Origin of the sequence: Pseudomonas sp. ANT_J12 (genome assembly GCF_008370045.1) — a bacterium.
GTDB lineage: Bacteria > Pseudomonadota > Gammaproteobacteria > Pseudomonadales > Pseudomonadaceae > Aquipseudomonas.
The window spans coordinates 1-15,781 of record NZ_VOBN01000040.1; the positions used below are offsets into that span (position 1 = coordinate 1).

17 protein-coding genes and 2 pseudogenes are annotated in these 15,781 nt (G+C 53.6%); 6 read left to right on the plus strand and 13 right to left on the minus strand.

What is annotated here, in order from left to right; all coding sequences use genetic code 11:
• Positions 1 to 220: 220 nt before the first annotated feature.
• Positions 221 to 1,138, plus strand: a complete 918-nt coding sequence (locus FQ192_RS33500) for a LysR family transcriptional regulator (RefSeq protein ID WP_149662233.1) — start codon at positions 221 to 223, stop codon at positions 1,136 to 1,138.
• Positions 1,139 to 1,209: 71 nt separating this feature from the next.
• On the opposite strand, the gene FQ192_RS34800 is transcribed toward FQ192_RS33500, so the two are convergent.
• From FQ192_RS34800 to FQ192_RS33520, 4 genes are all read right to left on the minus strand, one after another.
• Entirely contained in the window at positions 1,210 to 1,680 is a 471-nt protein-coding gene (locus FQ192_RS34800) for a transposase domain-containing protein (protein WP_256672441.1), read from the minus strand.
• Positions 1,681 to 1,712: 32 nt separating this feature from the next.
• A complete protein-coding gene (locus FQ192_RS33510) occupies positions 1,713 to 3,260 on the minus strand; it encodes an IS66 family transposase (RefSeq protein WP_149662234.1) in 1,548 nt (515 codons plus the stop codon).
• A gap of 62 nt (positions 3,261 to 3,322) precedes the next feature.
• Positions 3,323 to 3,658 carry an IS66 family insertion sequence element accessory protein TnpB gene (tnpB, locus tag FQ192_RS33515; RefSeq protein WP_149662235.1) on the minus strand — a complete coding sequence of 112 codons (336 nt, stop codon included), beginning with the start codon at positions 3,656 to 3,658 and terminating at the stop codon, positions 3,323 to 3,325.
• The gene (locus tag FQ192_RS33520) at positions 3,655 to 3,972 is read right to left on the minus strand and encodes a transposase (RefSeq protein ID WP_149662236.1); all 318 of its coding nucleotides are present in this window, start codon (positions 3,970 to 3,972) and stop codon (positions 3,655 to 3,657) included. The genes tnpB and FQ192_RS33520 overlap by 4 nt, the downstream gene beginning before the upstream one ends.
• 323 nt (positions 3,973 to 4,295) lie before the next feature.
• On the opposite strand from FQ192_RS33520, the gene FQ192_RS33525 reads away from it, so the two are divergent.
• Together FQ192_RS33525 and FQ192_RS33530 are read left to right on the plus strand one after the other, a co-directional pair.
• Positions 4,296 to 5,108, plus strand: coding sequence for an MBL fold metallo-hydrolase (locus FQ192_RS33525; RefSeq protein ID WP_256672442.1), 813 nt, complete (start codon positions 4,296 to 4,298; stop codon positions 5,106 to 5,108).
• A 356-nt stretch (positions 5,109 to 5,464) separates the two neighbouring features.
• Positions 5,465 to 6,349: a PhzF family phenazine biosynthesis protein gene (locus tag FQ192_RS33530; RefSeq protein WP_149662237.1), complete on the plus strand. Its 885-nt coding sequence runs from the start codon at positions 5,465 to 5,467 to the stop codon at positions 6,347 to 6,349.
• Between the two features lie 73 nt (positions 6,350 to 6,422).
• Here FQ192_RS33530 and FQ192_RS33535 read toward each other — a convergent pair.
• From FQ192_RS33535 to FQ192_RS33550, 4 genes and pseudogenes are all read right to left on the minus strand, one after another.
• Positions 6,423 to 6,797 (minus strand): annotated as a pseudogene (locus FQ192_RS33535) (hypothetical protein).
• A gap of 19 nt (positions 6,798 to 6,816) precedes the next feature.
• Positions 6,817 to 7,797 carry an alpha/beta fold hydrolase gene (locus tag FQ192_RS33540; RefSeq protein ID WP_149662238.1) on the minus strand — a complete coding sequence of 327 codons (981 nt, stop codon included), beginning with the start codon at positions 7,795 to 7,797 and terminating at the stop codon, positions 6,817 to 6,819.
• 600 nt (positions 7,798 to 8,397) lie between these two features.
• A pseudogene (locus FQ192_RS33545) lies at positions 8,398 to 9,150 on the minus strand (IS110 family transposase); the annotation flags it as partial.
• Positions 9,151 to 9,182: 32 nt separating this feature from the next.
• Complete coding sequence (locus tag FQ192_RS33550) at positions 9,183 to 9,494, minus strand: cupin (RefSeq protein WP_149662239.1); 312 nt, start codon at positions 9,492 to 9,494, stop codon at positions 9,183 to 9,185.
• On the opposite strand from FQ192_RS33550, the gene FQ192_RS33555 reads away from it, so the two are divergent.
• Positions 9,494 to 9,724, plus strand: coding sequence for a hypothetical protein (locus tag FQ192_RS33555; protein ID WP_149662240.1), 231 nt, complete (start codon positions 9,494 to 9,496; stop codon positions 9,722 to 9,724). The genes FQ192_RS33550 and FQ192_RS33555 overlap by 1 nt on opposite strands.
• 3 nt (positions 9,725 to 9,727) lie before the next feature.
• Here the strand turns inward: FQ192_RS33555 and FQ192_RS33560 are convergent, their stop codons facing one another.
• The 4 genes from FQ192_RS33560 to FQ192_RS33580 all read right to left on the minus strand — a co-directional run bounded on the left by FQ192_RS33560 (position 9,728) and on the right by FQ192_RS33580 (position 13,405).
• Entirely contained in the window at positions 9,728 to 9,973 is a 246-nt protein-coding gene (locus tag FQ192_RS33560; RefSeq protein WP_149662241.1) for a DUF1272 domain-containing protein, read from the minus strand.
• A gap of 145 nt (positions 9,974 to 10,118) precedes the next feature.
• Positions 10,119 to 10,925, minus strand: coding sequence for a dienelactone hydrolase family protein (locus FQ192_RS33565; protein ID WP_178129316.1), 807 nt, complete (start codon positions 10,923 to 10,925; stop codon positions 10,119 to 10,121).
• Between the two features lie 409 nt (positions 10,926 to 11,334).
• Positions 11,335 to 12,213 (minus strand): PhzF family phenazine biosynthesis protein, encoded by an 879-nt coding sequence (locus tag FQ192_RS33570; protein ID WP_149662242.1) that lies wholly within the window; start codon positions 12,211 to 12,213, stop codon positions 11,335 to 11,337.
• Positions 12,214 to 12,562: 349 nt separating this feature from the next.
• Complete coding sequence (locus FQ192_RS33580) at positions 12,563 to 13,405, minus strand: MBL fold metallo-hydrolase (RefSeq protein ID WP_256672443.1); 843 nt, start codon at positions 13,403 to 13,405, stop codon at positions 12,563 to 12,565.
• A 91-nt stretch (positions 13,406 to 13,496) separates the two neighbouring features.
• Here FQ192_RS33580 and FQ192_RS33585 point away from each other — a divergent pair, with 91 nt between their 5' ends.
• Both FQ192_RS33585 and FQ192_RS35270 read left to right on the plus strand, forming a co-directional pair.
• Positions 13,497 to 14,465, plus strand: a complete 969-nt coding sequence (locus tag FQ192_RS33585; RefSeq protein ID WP_149662243.1) for a GlxA family transcriptional regulator — start codon at positions 13,497 to 13,499, stop codon at positions 14,463 to 14,465.
• 474 nt (positions 14,466 to 14,939) lie between these two features.
• Positions 14,940 to 15,074: a glutathione S-transferase N-terminal domain-containing protein gene (locus FQ192_RS35270; protein WP_372242381.1), complete on the plus strand. Its 135-nt coding sequence runs from the start codon at positions 14,940 to 14,942 to the stop codon at positions 15,072 to 15,074.
• A 237-nt stretch (positions 15,075 to 15,311) separates the two neighbouring features.
• Here the strand turns inward: FQ192_RS35270 and FQ192_RS34225 are convergent.
• A partial coding sequence (locus FQ192_RS34225) for a hypothetical protein (protein WP_218585828.1) occupies positions 15,312 to 15,781 on the minus strand: 470 nt, incomplete at its 5' end.

Sequence of the window (15,781 nt, forward strand, 5' to 3'; positions counted from 1 at the left end):
CGGCGACAGAGACTTCAGACTAACAATGCAAACCTGCGTCGCTGCGCTCCGACTGCCTGTCCGAATGAGCGTGGAATGAGTGTCCGGATGTTGGTGGGCTGAGTGTCCGGATGGCGTGGAATCCGCAGGTGATTACTGCTATCCATTCGCTCATGCCGTACCCTTCGAATTGTTGGCGGTAGAAGGTTATATTTTCAGATCCTATGCTCTGGTACTAACGATGATTTCTGAAGGAAATGGTGACTACGATTCACTAATTCATGAGGCTCGCATGCCTTCTCTGCTCGCATTGCGTTGTTTCGAATCAGCCGGACGGTTCGAAAACTTCGCCCGTGCGGCTGACGAACTGCATCTGACACCAGGTGCCATTAGCCGCGCAGTGCGCTTACTTGAAGAAGATTTGGGTGTTGCCTTGTTCGAGCGGCGTAGCCGAAGGGTTTTTTTAACGGATACAGGAAGACGCCTGGCGAAAGCGGTTAGTCAAGGGCTTGGGTTGATGAACCATGCAGTACGCGAGATACGCACCGACACCCGTCGTGCTCGTCAGCTTGTCCTGTCCTGCGAGCCAACGCTGTTAATGCGATGGTTGATCCCTCGTTGGAGCGACTTCCAAACACATCATCGAGGGTTAGAAATTCATTTGGTGGCCGGCGGCGGCACCTTTTCATTTGACCAAGGCATAGACTTGGCTATTCGGCGAGACGATTTTCCTCGCCCCCCCGGGTATCATGCTGAGACGCTATTCCCAGAGAAAGTTGGCCCTGTATGCCGGCCAGAAAAGGCAGATCAGTGGTTCGGCAAAAGCTGGAAATGTCTGCGCTCATCGGCCCCGCTGCTTCAGACTACTAGCCGACCTACGGCTTGGCAGGAGTGGGCTAGTGCAAAAGGACTGCCCACTCCTGCTATGGATATGCAATCTTTTGAGCACTTTTATTTCAGCATCCAGGCGGCTGTCGCAGGCCTCGGGGTGGCCATTGGCCCGTGGCACTTAGTGCGCGACGATATCCAGAGCGGTGTGTTGGCCGCGCCATTAGGATTTGTTGAAGACGGCTCGCGCTACTGCCTTTTATCTCCCACAGCCCCTAAGCCAGGCAGCTTGGAAATGGATTTACTTAAATGGTTGCAGGCAGTGGGCTGAGGCTTGTCGATCCTCAGTTACGTCCACTGCGAACCAGACTCACAGTAAGCTGCCCAACACACCTTGCACGGTTAAACGGGCGCCCATTTGTGCGGCAGCAGCTCGACAATCTCACTTGCCCGCTGTGTCGGCAGGCGCGTAAGTACGTCCTTCAGGTAAGCGTAACCGTTTACGCCCGAAGCTGTGGCAGTTCGCTCATTGAATACGCAGTTGTGCTCACTCTGCCAGTGCACCTTGTTGTAACGCTTCACCATCGCTTCAGCGAGCCACCAAGTAACCGTCGCCGGCTGGTCGTTGAGCTGACCACTGGCAGCCAATAGGCACACTCCCGTGCAATAGCTCCAAAGGTGGCGACGACTTGAACGTACGGATAGCCCTTTCACAAGATTGGCATATGTAGCCAAAGCCTTTTCCACGTGGTGCGCAGATTCCGCCCAGAATCCTGGCACAAGGATGGCGTCCAATTCACTGCTGTTGACTGTATCCGTCGCATTCAATGTAACGCCATGACTACATTCCACAGGCCCTGCCTGCAAACCCACAGTAAGCGTCTACCCAACTCACCTTGCGTAAGTCAGGAAGGCATCCACTGATGCGGCAGCAGTTGGTCGATATCGCTTGCCCGCTGCGTAGGCAGCCGCGTCAGCACATCTTTAAGATAGGCATACGGATCATGCCCATTCATGCGTGCTGACTGGATCAAGCTCATTATCGCAGCTGCCCGCTTACCGCTGCGTAGTGACCCGGCGAACAACCAGTTCGAGCGGCCAAGTGCCCACGGCCTTATCTGATTTTCGACCGCATTATTATCTATGGGCACAGCGCCATCCTCGAGATATCGAGTCAGTGCCGCCCAGCGCTTGAGGCTGTAATCCAGAGCTTTGGCGATAGCCGACCCTTCGGGCACAAGGTCGCGCCGGGCCATCATCCAGGTATGCAGTGCGTCGATAAGGGGCGCCGCTTTTTCCTGACGTATTCGCCAGCGATCTTCGTCGGTCATTTCCCTCGCTTGCCGTTCGATTTCGTACAGGCCGCCAATCGAGTGCAGCGCCTGTTCGGCCAGTTGGCTTTTGTTCGTCGCGTGCAGATCGAAGAACTTTCGGCGGGCATGGGCCATGCAGCCGATTTCGGTGATGCCTTGCTGGAAGCTTGCCTTGTAGCCGGCGAAATCGTCGCACACCAGCTTGCCATTCCAAGAGCCAAGGAAGTTACGTGCATGTTCGCCTGCACGGCTCGGACTGAAGTCGTAAACCACTGCCTTGAACGCCGAAAACGGCGTGGTGCAGTAGGCCCAGACGTATGCGCGATGGGTTTTTTTCTCGCCCGGCGCAAGCATCTGCACCGGCGTCTCGTCAGCGTGGATCACACCGCGAGCAAGCACTGCTTCGCGCAGTGCATCGACGAAGGGCTGGAGCTGCACACCGGTTTGGCCAACCCATTGCGCCAGTGTCGAGCGGGCGATAGCCAGGCCGGCGCGGCCAAAGATTTTCTCTTGTCGGTACAGCGGCAAATGGTCGGCGAATTTGGCCACCATCACGTGAGCCAGCAGACCTGCGGTCGGGATGCCCTTGTCGATTACTTGGGCCGGCACCGGTGCCTGGATCAGTGTTTCGCACTGGCGGCAGGCCCATTTCCCACGCACGTGCTGCTCGACGGTGAACACGCCCGGCGTGTAATCCAGCTTCTCGCTGACGTCCTCGCCGATCCGCTGGAGCTGGCAGCCGCAGGGGCATTGGGTGTTGTCGGGTTCGTGATAAATCACGGTGCGCGGAAACTGCGCAGGCAAAGGAACACGCTTGGGCTGCTTGCGTGGTTCGGCCTGCGCAGCCGGCGGATTCAACGCTTTCAGCTCGGCTTCGATGGCCGCGATGTCGGTATCAAGCAGGTCGTCGAGCAGGCTGCCCTGAGCAGGACTCAATTGCTCACTGCGCTTGGCAAACTTGTTACGTTTGAACCAGGCGATTTCGTGGGTGAGTTGCTCGATGATGGTTTGGTCGCGGTCGTTCTTCTTGCCCATCCTGTCGACTTGCTGCCCGAGAGAATCAACCTGCGACAGCAACTGCGCAGCGAATGCACGCAGTTGGTCGGGGGTCATCTGATCGAGGTTGGGCGAGGAAGTCATGCCCTGGATTTTACCAAAGCAGGTCGCTTGCGGCAGTAGGCCAAGGAGCTAATTACAGCTTTTTAAAGCAGTGTGATTACACCGCCAGCCACAACACGCTGCCAAGGTAGGCCGAGCACCAACGCTTGAAGTTGCTCGATATCCAGCTCCATCTCGCAGCCTTGTCGAATGCCGGGCCAGTGAAACTTTCCTTGGTTCAATCGGCGAGCAACCAGCCAGACGCCAAACCCGTCATGCACCAAAACTTTCATGCGAGTGGCGCGGCGGTTGGCGAACAAATAAGCGCAGTGCGTCTTCGCCGCACCGAACACCGCAATCACCCTGGCCAGCGCAGTTTCAGTGCCAGCACGCATCTCCATGGGCTCGGTGGCGAGCCAGATGGCATCGATGCGAATCATTGCGTGAGTCCACGGACAAAACGAGCGCAGCCTTCAGGATCAGACGTCGGCCATTTCACTGACATCGACTGCTCACCAAATGGCAGCTCAATAATCGCCGACCCTTCCGCCTGCCGTTTGGGCGTAGCTCTCAACGGAACGAAAGCCGGCAACGTCGCTGGTGGCTGATCTCGGTAAAGCGGTAGCCACTTGCGGATCACGTTGGCGTTGATGCCGTGGCTGATGGCGACGCTGGATAGGGTTGCGCCCGGTTGCAGGCATTCCTGAACAACCTGGGCCTTGAAGGGTTTCGGGTAAGAGCTTCGTTGGCGCATGGAAATCCTGACGTTAAGGGCGATCGCGTCCGCTTAAAAATACGCGGACACCATCGCCCTTAATGCTGGAGTTCGGAAGGTGTGTTGGCTGGACGCTTACAACCCACAAAGCAAGTTTCAAAAATCATCCGCCCCGTGCGCCGGTTAGTGGCATGCATTAGGTCGGAAAGGACAGCAGCCCTGCAGGCATGCAACCTGGAAACAAAAGCAGACCAATTCTTAATGCTTTAGGCATGGCTTAAAATGAACCAATTATGACGATTCTTGCCATTTTGGCCGCAGTTGCAGTCGTGCACAATAAGGTCATACCCTAAGAAGGCTTTATGTTGAAAGTCCAGCAAATACGCAACGCTACGATCATTCTCGAGTTCGGTTCCCACCGCATCCTCGTCGATCCGATGTTGGCAACGAAGGGCGCGCTACCGCCCCTGCGCTTGTTCGGTGCCCGGTTGCGAAACCCCCTTGTCGATTTGCCTGAGTCCGCTTTCGATGCGCTCGACTCGGTCACGCACTGCCTGATCACGCATTGTCAGAAGGGGCACTTCGATCACCTAGACCGGGCAGCGAAGCGCTGGCTAAGGGAGAAGCAGATTCCAGTGATCTGTACCCCGCGGGATGCGACCTATTTGGCAGAGCGAGGCTTGAATATCCAGCCGCTTTCGGATGACCACAGGCAGGGTGTCTCCTTTCTTGGCGGCAAGATTCGAACGGTTAAATGCACCCATGGTAACGGTTTCATAGGCAATTTAATGGAGTACGGGGTCGGGTATTTCATTGAAATCCCTGGAGAACCGAGTGTTTACCTCAGCGGCGACACGATTCTCACACCAGCTATACGAAAGTTCGTTAGAGATTATCAGCCGCAATTCAGTGTAGTACCAGCCGGCGGCACACGGTTCGATATCGGTGAAGACCTCATCATGGGAATTGAAGAGGTCGTTACATTCGCGAGAATTTCCACAGGTACTGTAATAGCTAACCATTTGGAGGCAATAGGTCATTGGCCAGTAACTCGTTCCGAACTCGCTGTGGCAGCAAAGCGAGCAGGTATTGACTCGAGATTGCGTATTCCGGCAGATGGCGAAGTATTAGAACTGACCTATCTTGTCGATCACTCATTATGCATCCAACTTTAAATTATAAAAAACGCATACACAAAAGTTTGGTAGATGCTTTTTCCATTGTGCTGGCTGTCAATGTGCTGACAATAGCATTGTTTATGTCATAGAACTATTTGTCGCAAGTTGTGCTGGTATGAAAGGTTGAATTGTATGGGGCGCCCAATGATATGATGAAAAACTTTAAAAATTTTGGCTGCTTGTTGCGAGCTGCATGGTATCCGATCAAATGCTGGCATTAACTAACCGCCCAGCGTCGACAACTGGCTAATTTGAGCCACTGGTTCGTTCAGATGTACTCCAAAAGTGTGAGCGTCCGTACTGTGGCGATCCTCGTTTAAAAATTCCCGATTACTTCAGGCGAGGTTATTGATATGGAAATTAAAGTACGTATAGTCAATGCATTCATCGATGGAAGTAAAGGCGGTAATCCTGCGGGTGTAGTGCTGGAGGCCGATGCACTTAGCGCCGATGAGAAGCTATCCATTGTGAAATTGATTGGTTTGTCCGAGACAGCTTTTGTTTCGAGTTCGCAGCATGCCGCCTTTAAGTTAGATTTTTTTACTCCGACACGACAAGTTGCGCACTGTGACCATGCGACGGTTGCTACTTTTGCACTGCTGCGCCAACTAGGGCAAGTAAATGAAGGTTGGACGACCAAGGAAACCCTTGAGGGTAATCGGAATATTCTGATCAAAGACGATAAAGTCTTTATGGAACAACGCAAGCCCGAATACCGCAGGCTGGAAGATGATTCTCTATTGCTTGAAGCGGTTATGGTAGCTATGGGTATTGAGTCAAATCAACTTATTAACGGACTTTGGCCTACATGGGTTAACACTGGTGGTGCGTTCGTTATTGTTCCATTGAGCGACCAAGATCGGGTGGCCGCGTTAAACCCAGATAATGAGGCCTTGGCGCGCCTCAGCGAATATTTGGATGTGATCGGGTTCTATGCATTTTCCACTGATACTTATGGCTTGCAGCGCGCTGCGGGCGCGCGGATGTTCGCACCTTACTACGGTATAACCGAAGAAGCTGCCACTGGCATGGCTGCAGGCCCACTGGCCTGTTTTCTCCACGACTATATGAGTTTGCCCGGGGAGCGCTTGCTTATCGAGCAGGGCTATTTTATGCGTCCACCTTCCCCAAGTGTGATTACCGTCGACCTTGAACTAAGTGGACAACGTATCGAGAAACTGATGGCGGGCGGCCGCGCCCAAGTGATGTATGAGCTTAATATATACACATTTAGCTAAAATAGGCCTATATATAGCTCGGGTTGCGTGAGGTGGTATAGTGCGTCTGTTCCATTAATGTAATGAATCTTATCTAGGTCACTTGGAAGGCTGGGGATGCGATCCAGGCCTGCGCGCCGGCGTCGTCTATTTCGGTGGACCATTGGCGATATTCGATCAAGGCGCCGATAATGAAGTCCGTCGCGGTTTCTTCACTGTCTGCAGCCGCACGAGTGTAAGCAGTGGGTGCTCGGCAAGGGCTGCGCACATGGCTTTTTGGCCGATCTCGTCCGCGTCGATTATTTCTTTGAACAGGCCGGTCAGGTCGACCAACTCAAAGTCAATGCGATCATCATTCGGGTCCAGCTTCACCGGCGCGGCAATCCGCTGGGTGCGGTTTGCTTGGCCTTGGCCTTGGCCTTGGCCTTGGCGCGGTGGCGTGTTTTTGCTGTTTGTTGGCGGAAGCCATGGGTTTGATCCGTCGTACGTTAAAAGGACTGATTGCGCGGCACTGTCCGCCCGGGCGTATCGGGGGCCAGCTCGCTCTTTTGCAGCCAGAACAATGCAATCGGCCACAGTGTGGCTTGGTATGCGCTGCGGAAAAATGCGAAATGTCCAACTTCTTGTTCGCCGATATCTTCTGGTGCGATCCGCAGGTGGGTTTTTGTGCTGTTGATGAAGTACGCGAGTAGGCGTTCGATGGCTGGAATCGTAGCGTAAGGATCGTCTGTGATGCTGATGGCGAGGGTTTTTGCGCTGACATTGGCGAAGGGCAGTCGGCCGCTTTCAGCGTGCATGAGGCGACCACTGGGTCGTGTTTCGTACAGCGCCGAGGGCGTGCTCCAGTCACGAACGACGCCAGCGGGTGTATCTTCTAGCCAGCCAAGACGTTTGCCGGGGAAGTAACCGCATAGCATTGTGATCAGTGGCATCACTACGTGCCACCTGCTGAACATCCGCCAGCGTTGCGCCGCGGCGTAGTCGCGCCAGTAGGCGAATTGCGCACCGACGGTGACCATGTTCCGGATGAGTTGCCCGGATGCACCCAGGCCTGCAGCGCAGCCACCAAAGCTGTGGCCGACGACATCTATGGGTTGACCAGGAAATTCACGCTCGGCGCGCTTGAGCATCGCCTCGAAATCCAGCGCCCCCCAGTCGGACCATGACGCCTGCAACTGCCTTAGCGATAACGGTCGCGACTCGCCAATGCCGCGGTAATCGTAAGTGATGACGTCGAAGCCGTTGGCGAAAAGATAATCGGCGAAGCGCGAGTAATGCCGACAGCGAACCGAGGTGGCAGCGTTGATGATCACCACTGGACGAGTGATGTCTTGAGACGAATGCCGCCAGGTGTAACCGCCAAGGGTGTAGCCGTCTGCGGCGGGCTCTTTGAAGGGTTGGCCGGAAACGGGCTTTGCTGGCAGCGACTCGACTTGAATGGTGGGCAATGCGATGTCCTGCAGATTCATCAGTGTGACTTAGGTGGTTTTTTATTGTGCACGCTCGGTTCCGTAACGCTCATGGCAAAAATAGTCATAATTAATTCACTTTGAGTCAGCTGACGAAATTTTGCGAGTTTAGGGTCAAAATCCGATGCGATCGGTGGTCAGATCAAATGCAAACGCTTGGTTAAGTGCAATGCAAGCGAGTGGTCAGTGCCGATGCAATCAGGTGCTCAAGCGGAGTGAAATTTCGCAGAGGAGGAAGCCAAGCCTGATGCGATGCGTTATTTGACCCATTATTACAACCTAGTCAGGCTCCATGGCTCAACGAATACAGGTCAACCGTAGCCACGGCAGACCTAGGGAAATTTATATGGACGCCTCTCGAAGCTCAATTAGCCATGCTGGCGCGTAGCTAGGAGCAGTCTTATATCCGGCCTGTTGTGCAGGCCGAAAAACCTGCTGGCCCTGATGGGATCCACTGACGAGGCCCTCATCTGAAAATCGAGCTGCAGGCTGTGCCCGTGGCTCATAATCCCTACCAGGTTTACCCCGTCACGGTCTGACCTATTTTGCCATCACGTGCTTACCGCCTGTGCTCCTTGTGAAGTCTGTTGGTTCCTGCTTTCAATGCCCCGTAGGGCATGCCGTAAAGAGTTCGGCCCGATACGTAAAGCCCTTGGTCAACACGGCCCAAATGGTTCTGGCGAGCTTGCTAGCCATTGCGGCGACCGCCACGTTATAAGGCCGCCTGGTCAACAAGCGTTCAACCCACTCTGACCGGTGTCCTCTATTGAGGATCTAGCGAGCACCATGCATCAACAGCGTTCGCAGATACGTGTCTCCGCGCATGCTCAGCCCCAGTTGCCGAACTCTGCCACCGGTGCCCGTTTGTCGAGGATCCAGTCCCAGCCAAGCCGCGAACTGGCGACCAGAATGGGAGGTTGTCTCATCTCCCAGTGAGGCAACAGCGGCTGTAGCGGTCAACAAACCAATTCCGGGAATCTCTGCAATTTTCTGGCAGTCGGAGCTCTCACGCGGGCACTGTTTCAAACGTAGTTCGATTTTTCGAATTTCCTCATCCAACTGGATAATCCGAGTCCACTGATCGCGTACGCTGTCCAACACCATGGAAGGCACTCGATGCTCAGCATCGGCGAAGGCCTCCGGAACGGCCTTACTCAGCTGGGCATAACCTTCTGGCAGCACAATTCCGAATTCGTAAAGCAGCCCACGTAAGCCATTGCTCTGCATGATGCGAAATTTCAGCAACTGGGAGCGGATACGGTGTAGCGAGAGGATCGCCTGCTGATCCGCCTGTTTGATTGCCACCAGGCAAGCGTCGGGCTGCTGCACCGCTGTCCAGATGGCTTGAGCATCAGTCGGTAATGATGAGCGTTAGCCTAGCCAACTCAAACGCTGCCCTCACGCTCGATAACCAGAATCCGTGCTTCTCCACGAGGATGCGCAACATGTTCACATCCCACCCCTACGAAAAACACGTCGCCAACCACCAATGTCACGACGCGCTCGATGCCTGACTCGCGATAATGCATATCTACCGTGCCGTCGAGAACTGCGAATACCTCCTCACCATCGTTGACATGCCACGTATATGGCTGGTCGGTCCAGTGGAGGCGGACCGTGGTTCCACCCATGTTAGCTATGTTGTCAGCACCCCAAGCGCGAGTGGCGGTGAAATCTTTGCTACGAATAACTCTCATTGATCACGGTTCTCGAAAAGATAGTTAATTTCTACCAATTTATCAGGACTTTTGACCGTCCAATGCTGGCCGAAAAGAAGGCCTGGACTGAACGCCCGCTTTTGGCCGATTGTGTTGAAAAAGTCGGTCCTTCCAAACTACCCGCTTACTGGCTGCTGAAAACCATCGTCGATGCCACGCTGATCGCGGTCCCGCCGTCGACCAAGAACAAAGTTAAGAAACGCGCATGACTATTAAACCTTTGTACAGCCAGCAGGGTTGTGAACGCGCTGCGTGGAGGCGGGATTATTGATCAGCTTATCAACCGACCGAGTGGGCCGCGCGACGAGCTCTCCACCACAGTTCGGGCATGTGTCCGCAAAAACGGTCGTTGTGCAGTCCTCGCAGAATGTGCACTCGAATGAACAGACGCGCGCACCAGACTGCTCCGCGGGAAGGTCTTTGTCACAGCATTCGCAGCTAGGTTTCATTTTCAACATGAGGTTTCCTTTACTGAAGTTTATCGCTATGCGGGTGCGTCTACGTAAACCCACGCGGTTCGCCCGGAAGACAACAGAGCTGAGACGCGTTTTGTATTCTGATACTTCGTATTTGTCCGCATGCGCGAGTTCGTCGTCGCTGGCATCATAAGATGAGGCGGGCGGCGAAGAATGAGAGGATCTCATCGCGGGCAACAATCGTCGGTTGGCCCGCCTCGTCGATCAGATGGGCGGTCACCACGCTGTGCGGGCTCGCCACCACATGTTCGAAAAATGGCGCGAGGGAGTCGCGATTGGCCGCGCTATCGGGAAGCACTCGTGCAATGAAGCGCTCGCCAAGCGCCTTGGAATAGGCCGCGAACCGCTGCGCCTTGCAAAACCTGTCTCCCTCGAAACGGTAGGCCATGACGGTCAGGTTGTCCTTGTCGAGACGTTGCCGCACTGCGGCCAGTTCGTCGGGCGCGATTTCCAAGCCAGCAGGGTCGTCCAGCGGCAGCGTCGGCTGGCACAGCACTGGCGCCAGCATCGAGGGTTCAAGCATCATCGTGAGCGCGAAGTTACCCGTAAAACACATCCCGATTGCGCCCACACCCGGGCCGCCGCACTCCTCGTGCGCCAGCCTCGCCAGCGACCGGAGCCACTGGGTCACGGGACTCGACCCTTTGTCTGCGAATGCGTGAAACTCGGCGCTGACGCATGCCCGCTGGAAGGTGGCCTTGCCCTCGTCGACGCTAGGTACGACGCCATCGCGGCCGAACAGCGACGGCATGTAAACGGTGAATCCGGCGTCCCGAACCCAGCGACTGAAGCGAGCGACATGCGGACTAATTCCTGGCATTTCGGTCATGACGATTACTGCCGGTCCGGTGCCGGACACGTAGACCACCTTCGCGACGTCGTCCAGGGTGATCTCGCGAGAATCGAAGTCGTCGAGCGGATCGTGCTCATTCATGTTCCATTTCGGTATCACAAAGAGTCCTTTTATCAATCAATCGAAGCTAGTTATAAAGAACCCCGCCCCAAGGGGCGAGGTATTAAAAGATGCTAAAGTTACGATGGCTCCATGTCGTAGTAGACTTCGTCTAATCAATGGTCAGAGGCTGCGCTGCAAAAGGCCCGAAGATACACCTCGGTGAAAAGCCTAACCGAAAACAACTCAATCATTTTGATCGTTCGCCGTTAGCAGCAATTGCACACAAGCAATGCGGGAGGCCAGTTCCCACAAAACCTAAATCATTGTCACAACGCACTTATAAATAAGTGTTCCTTCAACTCAATCACTCGCAGTGATCTTTATAATGTATTGACGCTACCCCACCAACTAACCTCGCCCTGCGATCAGGATTACCGGTCCACTGACCCTACAATTGCAGATTAAGTTCGCCCATCATCTGAGTACGACCACCCACCATCAATCGCTCGATTCGCTGCCCGTCGAGCTGCAGGTCCACCGCAATCACACTTGGTGATGGTGGATGCATCAAGTAACCCTGCTCGATCAGCAGCCGTTCGCCAGGTACTCCCATATAGTCGTGGAGGAAGCACGCTAAGGCTCCGGCCGCCATACCAGTGGCTGCTTCTTCAGTGATACCGTAGTAAGGCGCGAACATACGGGCGCCAGCGGCGCGCTGTGGACCAAGGGTGTCGGGGGAGAATGCATAGAAGCCGATCAAATCCAGGTATTCGCTGAGGCGGGCCAAGGCCTCATGATTCGGCTTCAACCCCGCAACTTGCGCCTGGTCAATCAAAGGTAAGATAAGGAACGCTCCGCCTGTGGTAACTTGTGTTGGCCATATCCCGTCAGCGAATTGATAAGATTTGATGCCTAAGGCAACCATGATCGCCTTGAGCAATAGCGGATCATCATCCAGCCTCCGGTATTCAGGTTTGCGTTGCTCCATAAAGGCCATGTCGCCTTTGATAAATATTTCCCGATTGCCGTCGGTGGTCTCTTTGCTGGTCCAACCCTCGCCTACACGTCCAAGTTGGCGCAGTAATGCAAAGGCGGCCACTGTCGCATGTCCACAATGCGCGATCTGTCGAGTCGGGGTGAAAAATTCCAACTTGAATGCGGCATGTTTTGAACTGGAAACAAAAGCGGTTTCCGATAGGCCGACCTTGCTTGCAATCCATAGCTTTTCAGCGGTGCTGAGGCCATCGGCACCCAGGATTACGCCAGCGGGATTACCGCCCCTATCACCATCGACGAATGCATTGACTACCCGTACATTTATATTCATGTCAATAATTTCGCTTGCAGTGACGGGGAAGTTTTACGTGAGGATCTCCCCAGAAGGGTGGCTCGCTATCATGCTGGACATCCGCGCGAACGAGGCCTAGTTCCCCAAGAGCCACATCGCTCAGGTTAGCCAATTTAAGGCGATCCGCTGCTAGCTGATGCCAGCGCTTGATCGGGCGCCATGCCGCTCTAACCAAAAAGCGCAGCCTTTTGCCCATTCCGAGCAGGTCACGTAGAAGTGAAAAACCCTCTCGATTGTTCATCTCAGCCTTTTTTGGAAAATATCTGGTGGGCAGGAAAGCACTAATGCCGCGCTTTGATGCACAGGTAAATAAACGGACTGCGGAGCATTAAGTGCAAGAAGCGGTAGCTTTATCCAAATCAGGGAAGCGAACTGAATTACGAGGCATTTCCATCCCACATATCTCTAAGATTGCCCCATCGGCAGGGATATATAGCCGCGATACGACACCGGCCAATTTAGCCGCCGCCGCAAGGTCACTTCGGGTTACCGGGCAATGACCTAAGGCTTCCAAATGGTTGGCTACGACTGTGCCTTTGGACATTTTCGTGAACTTAATGACCTCGTCGATTCCCATGATGATTTCACCCCCGTAATCGAAGTGTGCACCGCCTGCAGGCACTACGCTGATTTTGGGCTGATGGCGTAAAACAAAGTCTTGTACAACCTGTGTGAGAATCGTAACGCCACTCAAGTAAACGCTTGGCTCTCCAGGGACCTCAATGAAATAACCGACTCCATGCTCCATCAGTTTGCCAATCAGGCCTTCACCATGCGTGCATTTGACCGTTCGAATCGAGCCGCCTAGGAAGGGGGCCGCCTGCTCGTGGTCGTCCGAAAGTGGATAAATATTCAAACCACGTACGGCCAGATAGGGGGCGTCGCGGGGGGTACAGATCACTGGAATCTGCTTCTCCCTTAGCCAGCGGCTTGCTGCTTGATCTAGGTGATCGAAGTCTCCGTTCTGACAATGTGTGATCAGGCAGTGCGTTACTGAGTCCAGTGCATTGGCCGCTGACTCGGGCAGATCGACAAGGGGGTTTCGCAACCGGGCACCGAATAAACGCAGAGGTGGAAGCGCACCCTTTGATGCCAGCATCGGATCGACTAGGATGCGGTGGGAACCGAATTCGAGAATGATCGTCGCGTTACGGATCTGCTGGATTTTCATCAGTAAGCTGTCTTAGGGAGTAGCCTCATTGTGCTCGCCTATTCCTGCGCCCATAATGGCGAGAATAGTCATAATGGATTCATTTTAAGCCATGTCTAAAGCGTTAAGAATTGGTCTGCTTTTGTTTCCAGGTTGCATGCCTGCAGGGCTACTGTCTTTTTCCGACCTAATGCATGCCACTAACCGGCGCACGGGGCGGATGATTTTTGAAACTTGCTTTGTGGGTTTGCAGGCAGGGCCTGTGGAATGTAGTCATGGCGTTACATTGAATGCGACGGATACAGTCAACAGCAGTGAATTGGACGCCATCCTTGTGCCAGGATTCTGGGCGGAATCTGCGCACCACGTGGAAAAGGCTTTGGCTACATATGCCAATCTTGTGAAAGGGCTATCCGTACGTTCAAGTCGTCGCCACCTTTGGAGCTATTGCACGGGAGTGTGCCTATTGGCTGCCAGTGGTCAGCTCAACGACCAGCCGGCGACGGTTACTTGGTGGCTCGCTGAAGCGATGGTGAAGCGTTACAACAAGGTGCACTGGCAGAGTGAGCACAACTGCGTATTCAATGAGCGAACTGCCACAGCTTCGGGCGTAAACGGTTACCTGCCTATTGCCCAGGCGTTGATTGAACGTAACGTCAGTCCTGAAGTTTTTCGCGACCTGATCAAGTTGATGGTACTTCCGCGCCCCACGCTGCCCCACACTGTCTTTAACGCCACGAGCTTGATTGAACAGCCCGGCAAGCTGCTGAGAAAGCTGCATGTTCTGCTTGAGCAGATGCCGGCTGAACAAATCACGGTGAAAGCGTTGGCGGGTACACTCGGAATGTCTGAACGCACACTCGCCCGCAAGGTAAGAAATGAAACAGGGCTTGCGATAGGAGCTTATGCCCGACGTGTCAAGTTGAGCCAAGTCAGTGAGCGTATCACTCTGACATCAGTACCTATCAGTACGATCAGCCTAGAGCTCGGGTTTAGCAGCGATTCCAACATGCGACGTATGTTTAAGGAGTTAACCGGGTTGACGCCTGCTGAATACAGGCAAAAGTTTGGGCATTACTAGCGCGCCTCTGAACTGCTTCGCAGGCTCGAAAATTGAGCAGAAGCAGCAGTTGGATACCTAGGTCAGTTTTCAATCAGCGCCAACACCACGCCTAAAACTGTCAAAATTGGCCTCCTTTTATTTCCAGATTGCACGCCTGCGGCCTTCTCTCTGTTGGCTTAAATTGAATTAATTATGACTATTTTTGCCATGAGAGCTACGAAACCGAGCGTGCACAATAAATAACCACCTAAGATGGCAAAGGAACAAAGTATTAAAAATGAAATTAAAGCGCCGATTATCATCTGGCTTTGGTGGCACGTTTGCTGACAGTGTCATTGGGAGCTCTCGCGAATTTAAGCTTGGAAGCCATGGAGGTTGGCAAGAGACAGATTCTGCCGGGTCGAAGGTGGAGCTTCATTATTGCCCCCTCAGCATCTCAAATATTAATCTGTCCTAGCCCAACGAGGTGACTTTACGCAAGAGCTGACCTTAATTAGTCATGCGTTCTGCCCGTATGTCCAGAGCGCAACTATTGTCCTCAATGAAAAGACCGTATCATTTACGCGTAAGGATATTGATCTGGCGAAGAAACCGGATTGGTTTCTGTCAGTATCACCGTTGGGTTAAACGCCAATCTTGCTGGTTGATAACGATCCAATTTTTGCGTCTTCTGTGATTTGCGAGTACCTTGATGAGACTCTAAAACCACGCCTGCATCCCTAAGTTCCTTTGCAACGTGCCCAACATCGTTCTTGGATGGAGTTTGGCTCCTCAATACTCACCGCTATTGCATCGTTATATACTGCGAAAGACGATACGACCTTTCAGTTAGCGGTCGAAGTGGTACGCAATAAATTTAGACTTTTAGAAAATGTACTTGGCCACGGCCAATTTTTTAGTGGCGAGACTTTTTGCATTATTGATGCCGTATTCGGACCAATCTTCCGATACTTTGATGTCTTTGATGTCTTTGATGTCTTTGATGACTTTTTTATCTTCAATAATCTGACTAAGGTCCAGTCCTACCGAACTGCACTTAGCCAGCGGCCCTCCGTTCGCGCGGCGGTTCTGAAAATTATTCCGAACAACTTCGTTCGTTTTTACGAGCAAAGAGCTCTTTGCTCTCGCAACGCATGAGTGATGCTCGGGCTGACGATTACCAAGGATTAAGCATTCTTTCCACGTAGGAGTATTGGCATGGCTTTTGTCCCCGTTCGGCTGTCGCAGCGCTTGACCCTGGGTTGTATCGTTCTTCTGATTCTTACCGCTCTGGCAGTGTTTGGCGTGATGGCTTTGCGGGGCCAGCCGCGCGTGGTGGCGGCCAGTGGCGAACT

Bases quoted from the DNA above. Each gene is read 5' to 3' on its own strand.
- FQ192_RS33500 (WP_149662233.1), top strand. From the start codon at position 221: ATGATTTCTGAAGGAAATGGTGACTACGATTCACTAATTCATGAGGCT.
- FQ192_RS33510 (WP_149662234.1), bottom strand. From the start codon at position 3,260: ATGACTTCCTCGCCCAACCTCGATCAGATGACCCCCGACCAACTGCGT.
- tnpB (WP_149662235.1), bottom strand. From the start codon at position 3,658: ATGATTCGCATCGATGCCATCTGGCTCGCCACCGAGCCCATGGAGATG.
- FQ192_RS33520 (WP_149662236.1), bottom strand. From the start codon at position 3,972: ATGCGCCAACGAAGCTCTTACCCGAAACCCTTCAAGGCCCAGGTTGTT.
- FQ192_RS33525 (WP_256672442.1), top strand. From the start codon at position 4,296: ATGTTGAAAGTCCAGCAAATACGCAACGCTACGATCATTCTCGAGTTC.
- FQ192_RS33530 (WP_149662237.1), top strand. From the start codon at position 5,465: ATGGAAATTAAAGTACGTATAGTCAATGCATTCATCGATGGAAGTAAA.
- FQ192_RS33540 (WP_149662238.1), bottom strand. From the start codon at position 7,797: ATGAATCTGCAGGACATCGCATTGCCCACCATTCAAGTCGAGTCGCTG.
- FQ192_RS33550 (WP_149662239.1), bottom strand. From the start codon at position 9,494: ATGAGAGTTATTCGTAGCAAAGATTTCACCGCCACTCGCGCTTGGGGT.
- FQ192_RS33560 (WP_149662241.1), bottom strand. From the start codon at position 9,973: ATGTTGAAAATGAAACCTAGCTGCGAATGCTGTGACAAAGACCTTCCC.
- FQ192_RS33565 (WP_178129316.1), bottom strand. From the start codon at position 10,925: ATGAATGAGCACGATCCGCTCGACGACTTCGATTCTCGCGAGATCACC.
- FQ192_RS33570 (WP_149662242.1), bottom strand. From the start codon at position 12,213: ATGAATATAAATGTACGGGTAGTCAATGCATTCGTCGATGGTGATAGG.
- FQ192_RS33580 (WP_256672443.1), bottom strand. From the start codon at position 13,405: ATGAAAATCCAGCAGATCCGTAACGCGACGATCATTCTCGAATTCGGT.
- FQ192_RS33585 (WP_149662243.1), top strand. From the start codon at position 13,497: ATGTCTAAAGCGTTAAGAATTGGTCTGCTTTTGTTTCCAGGTTGCATG.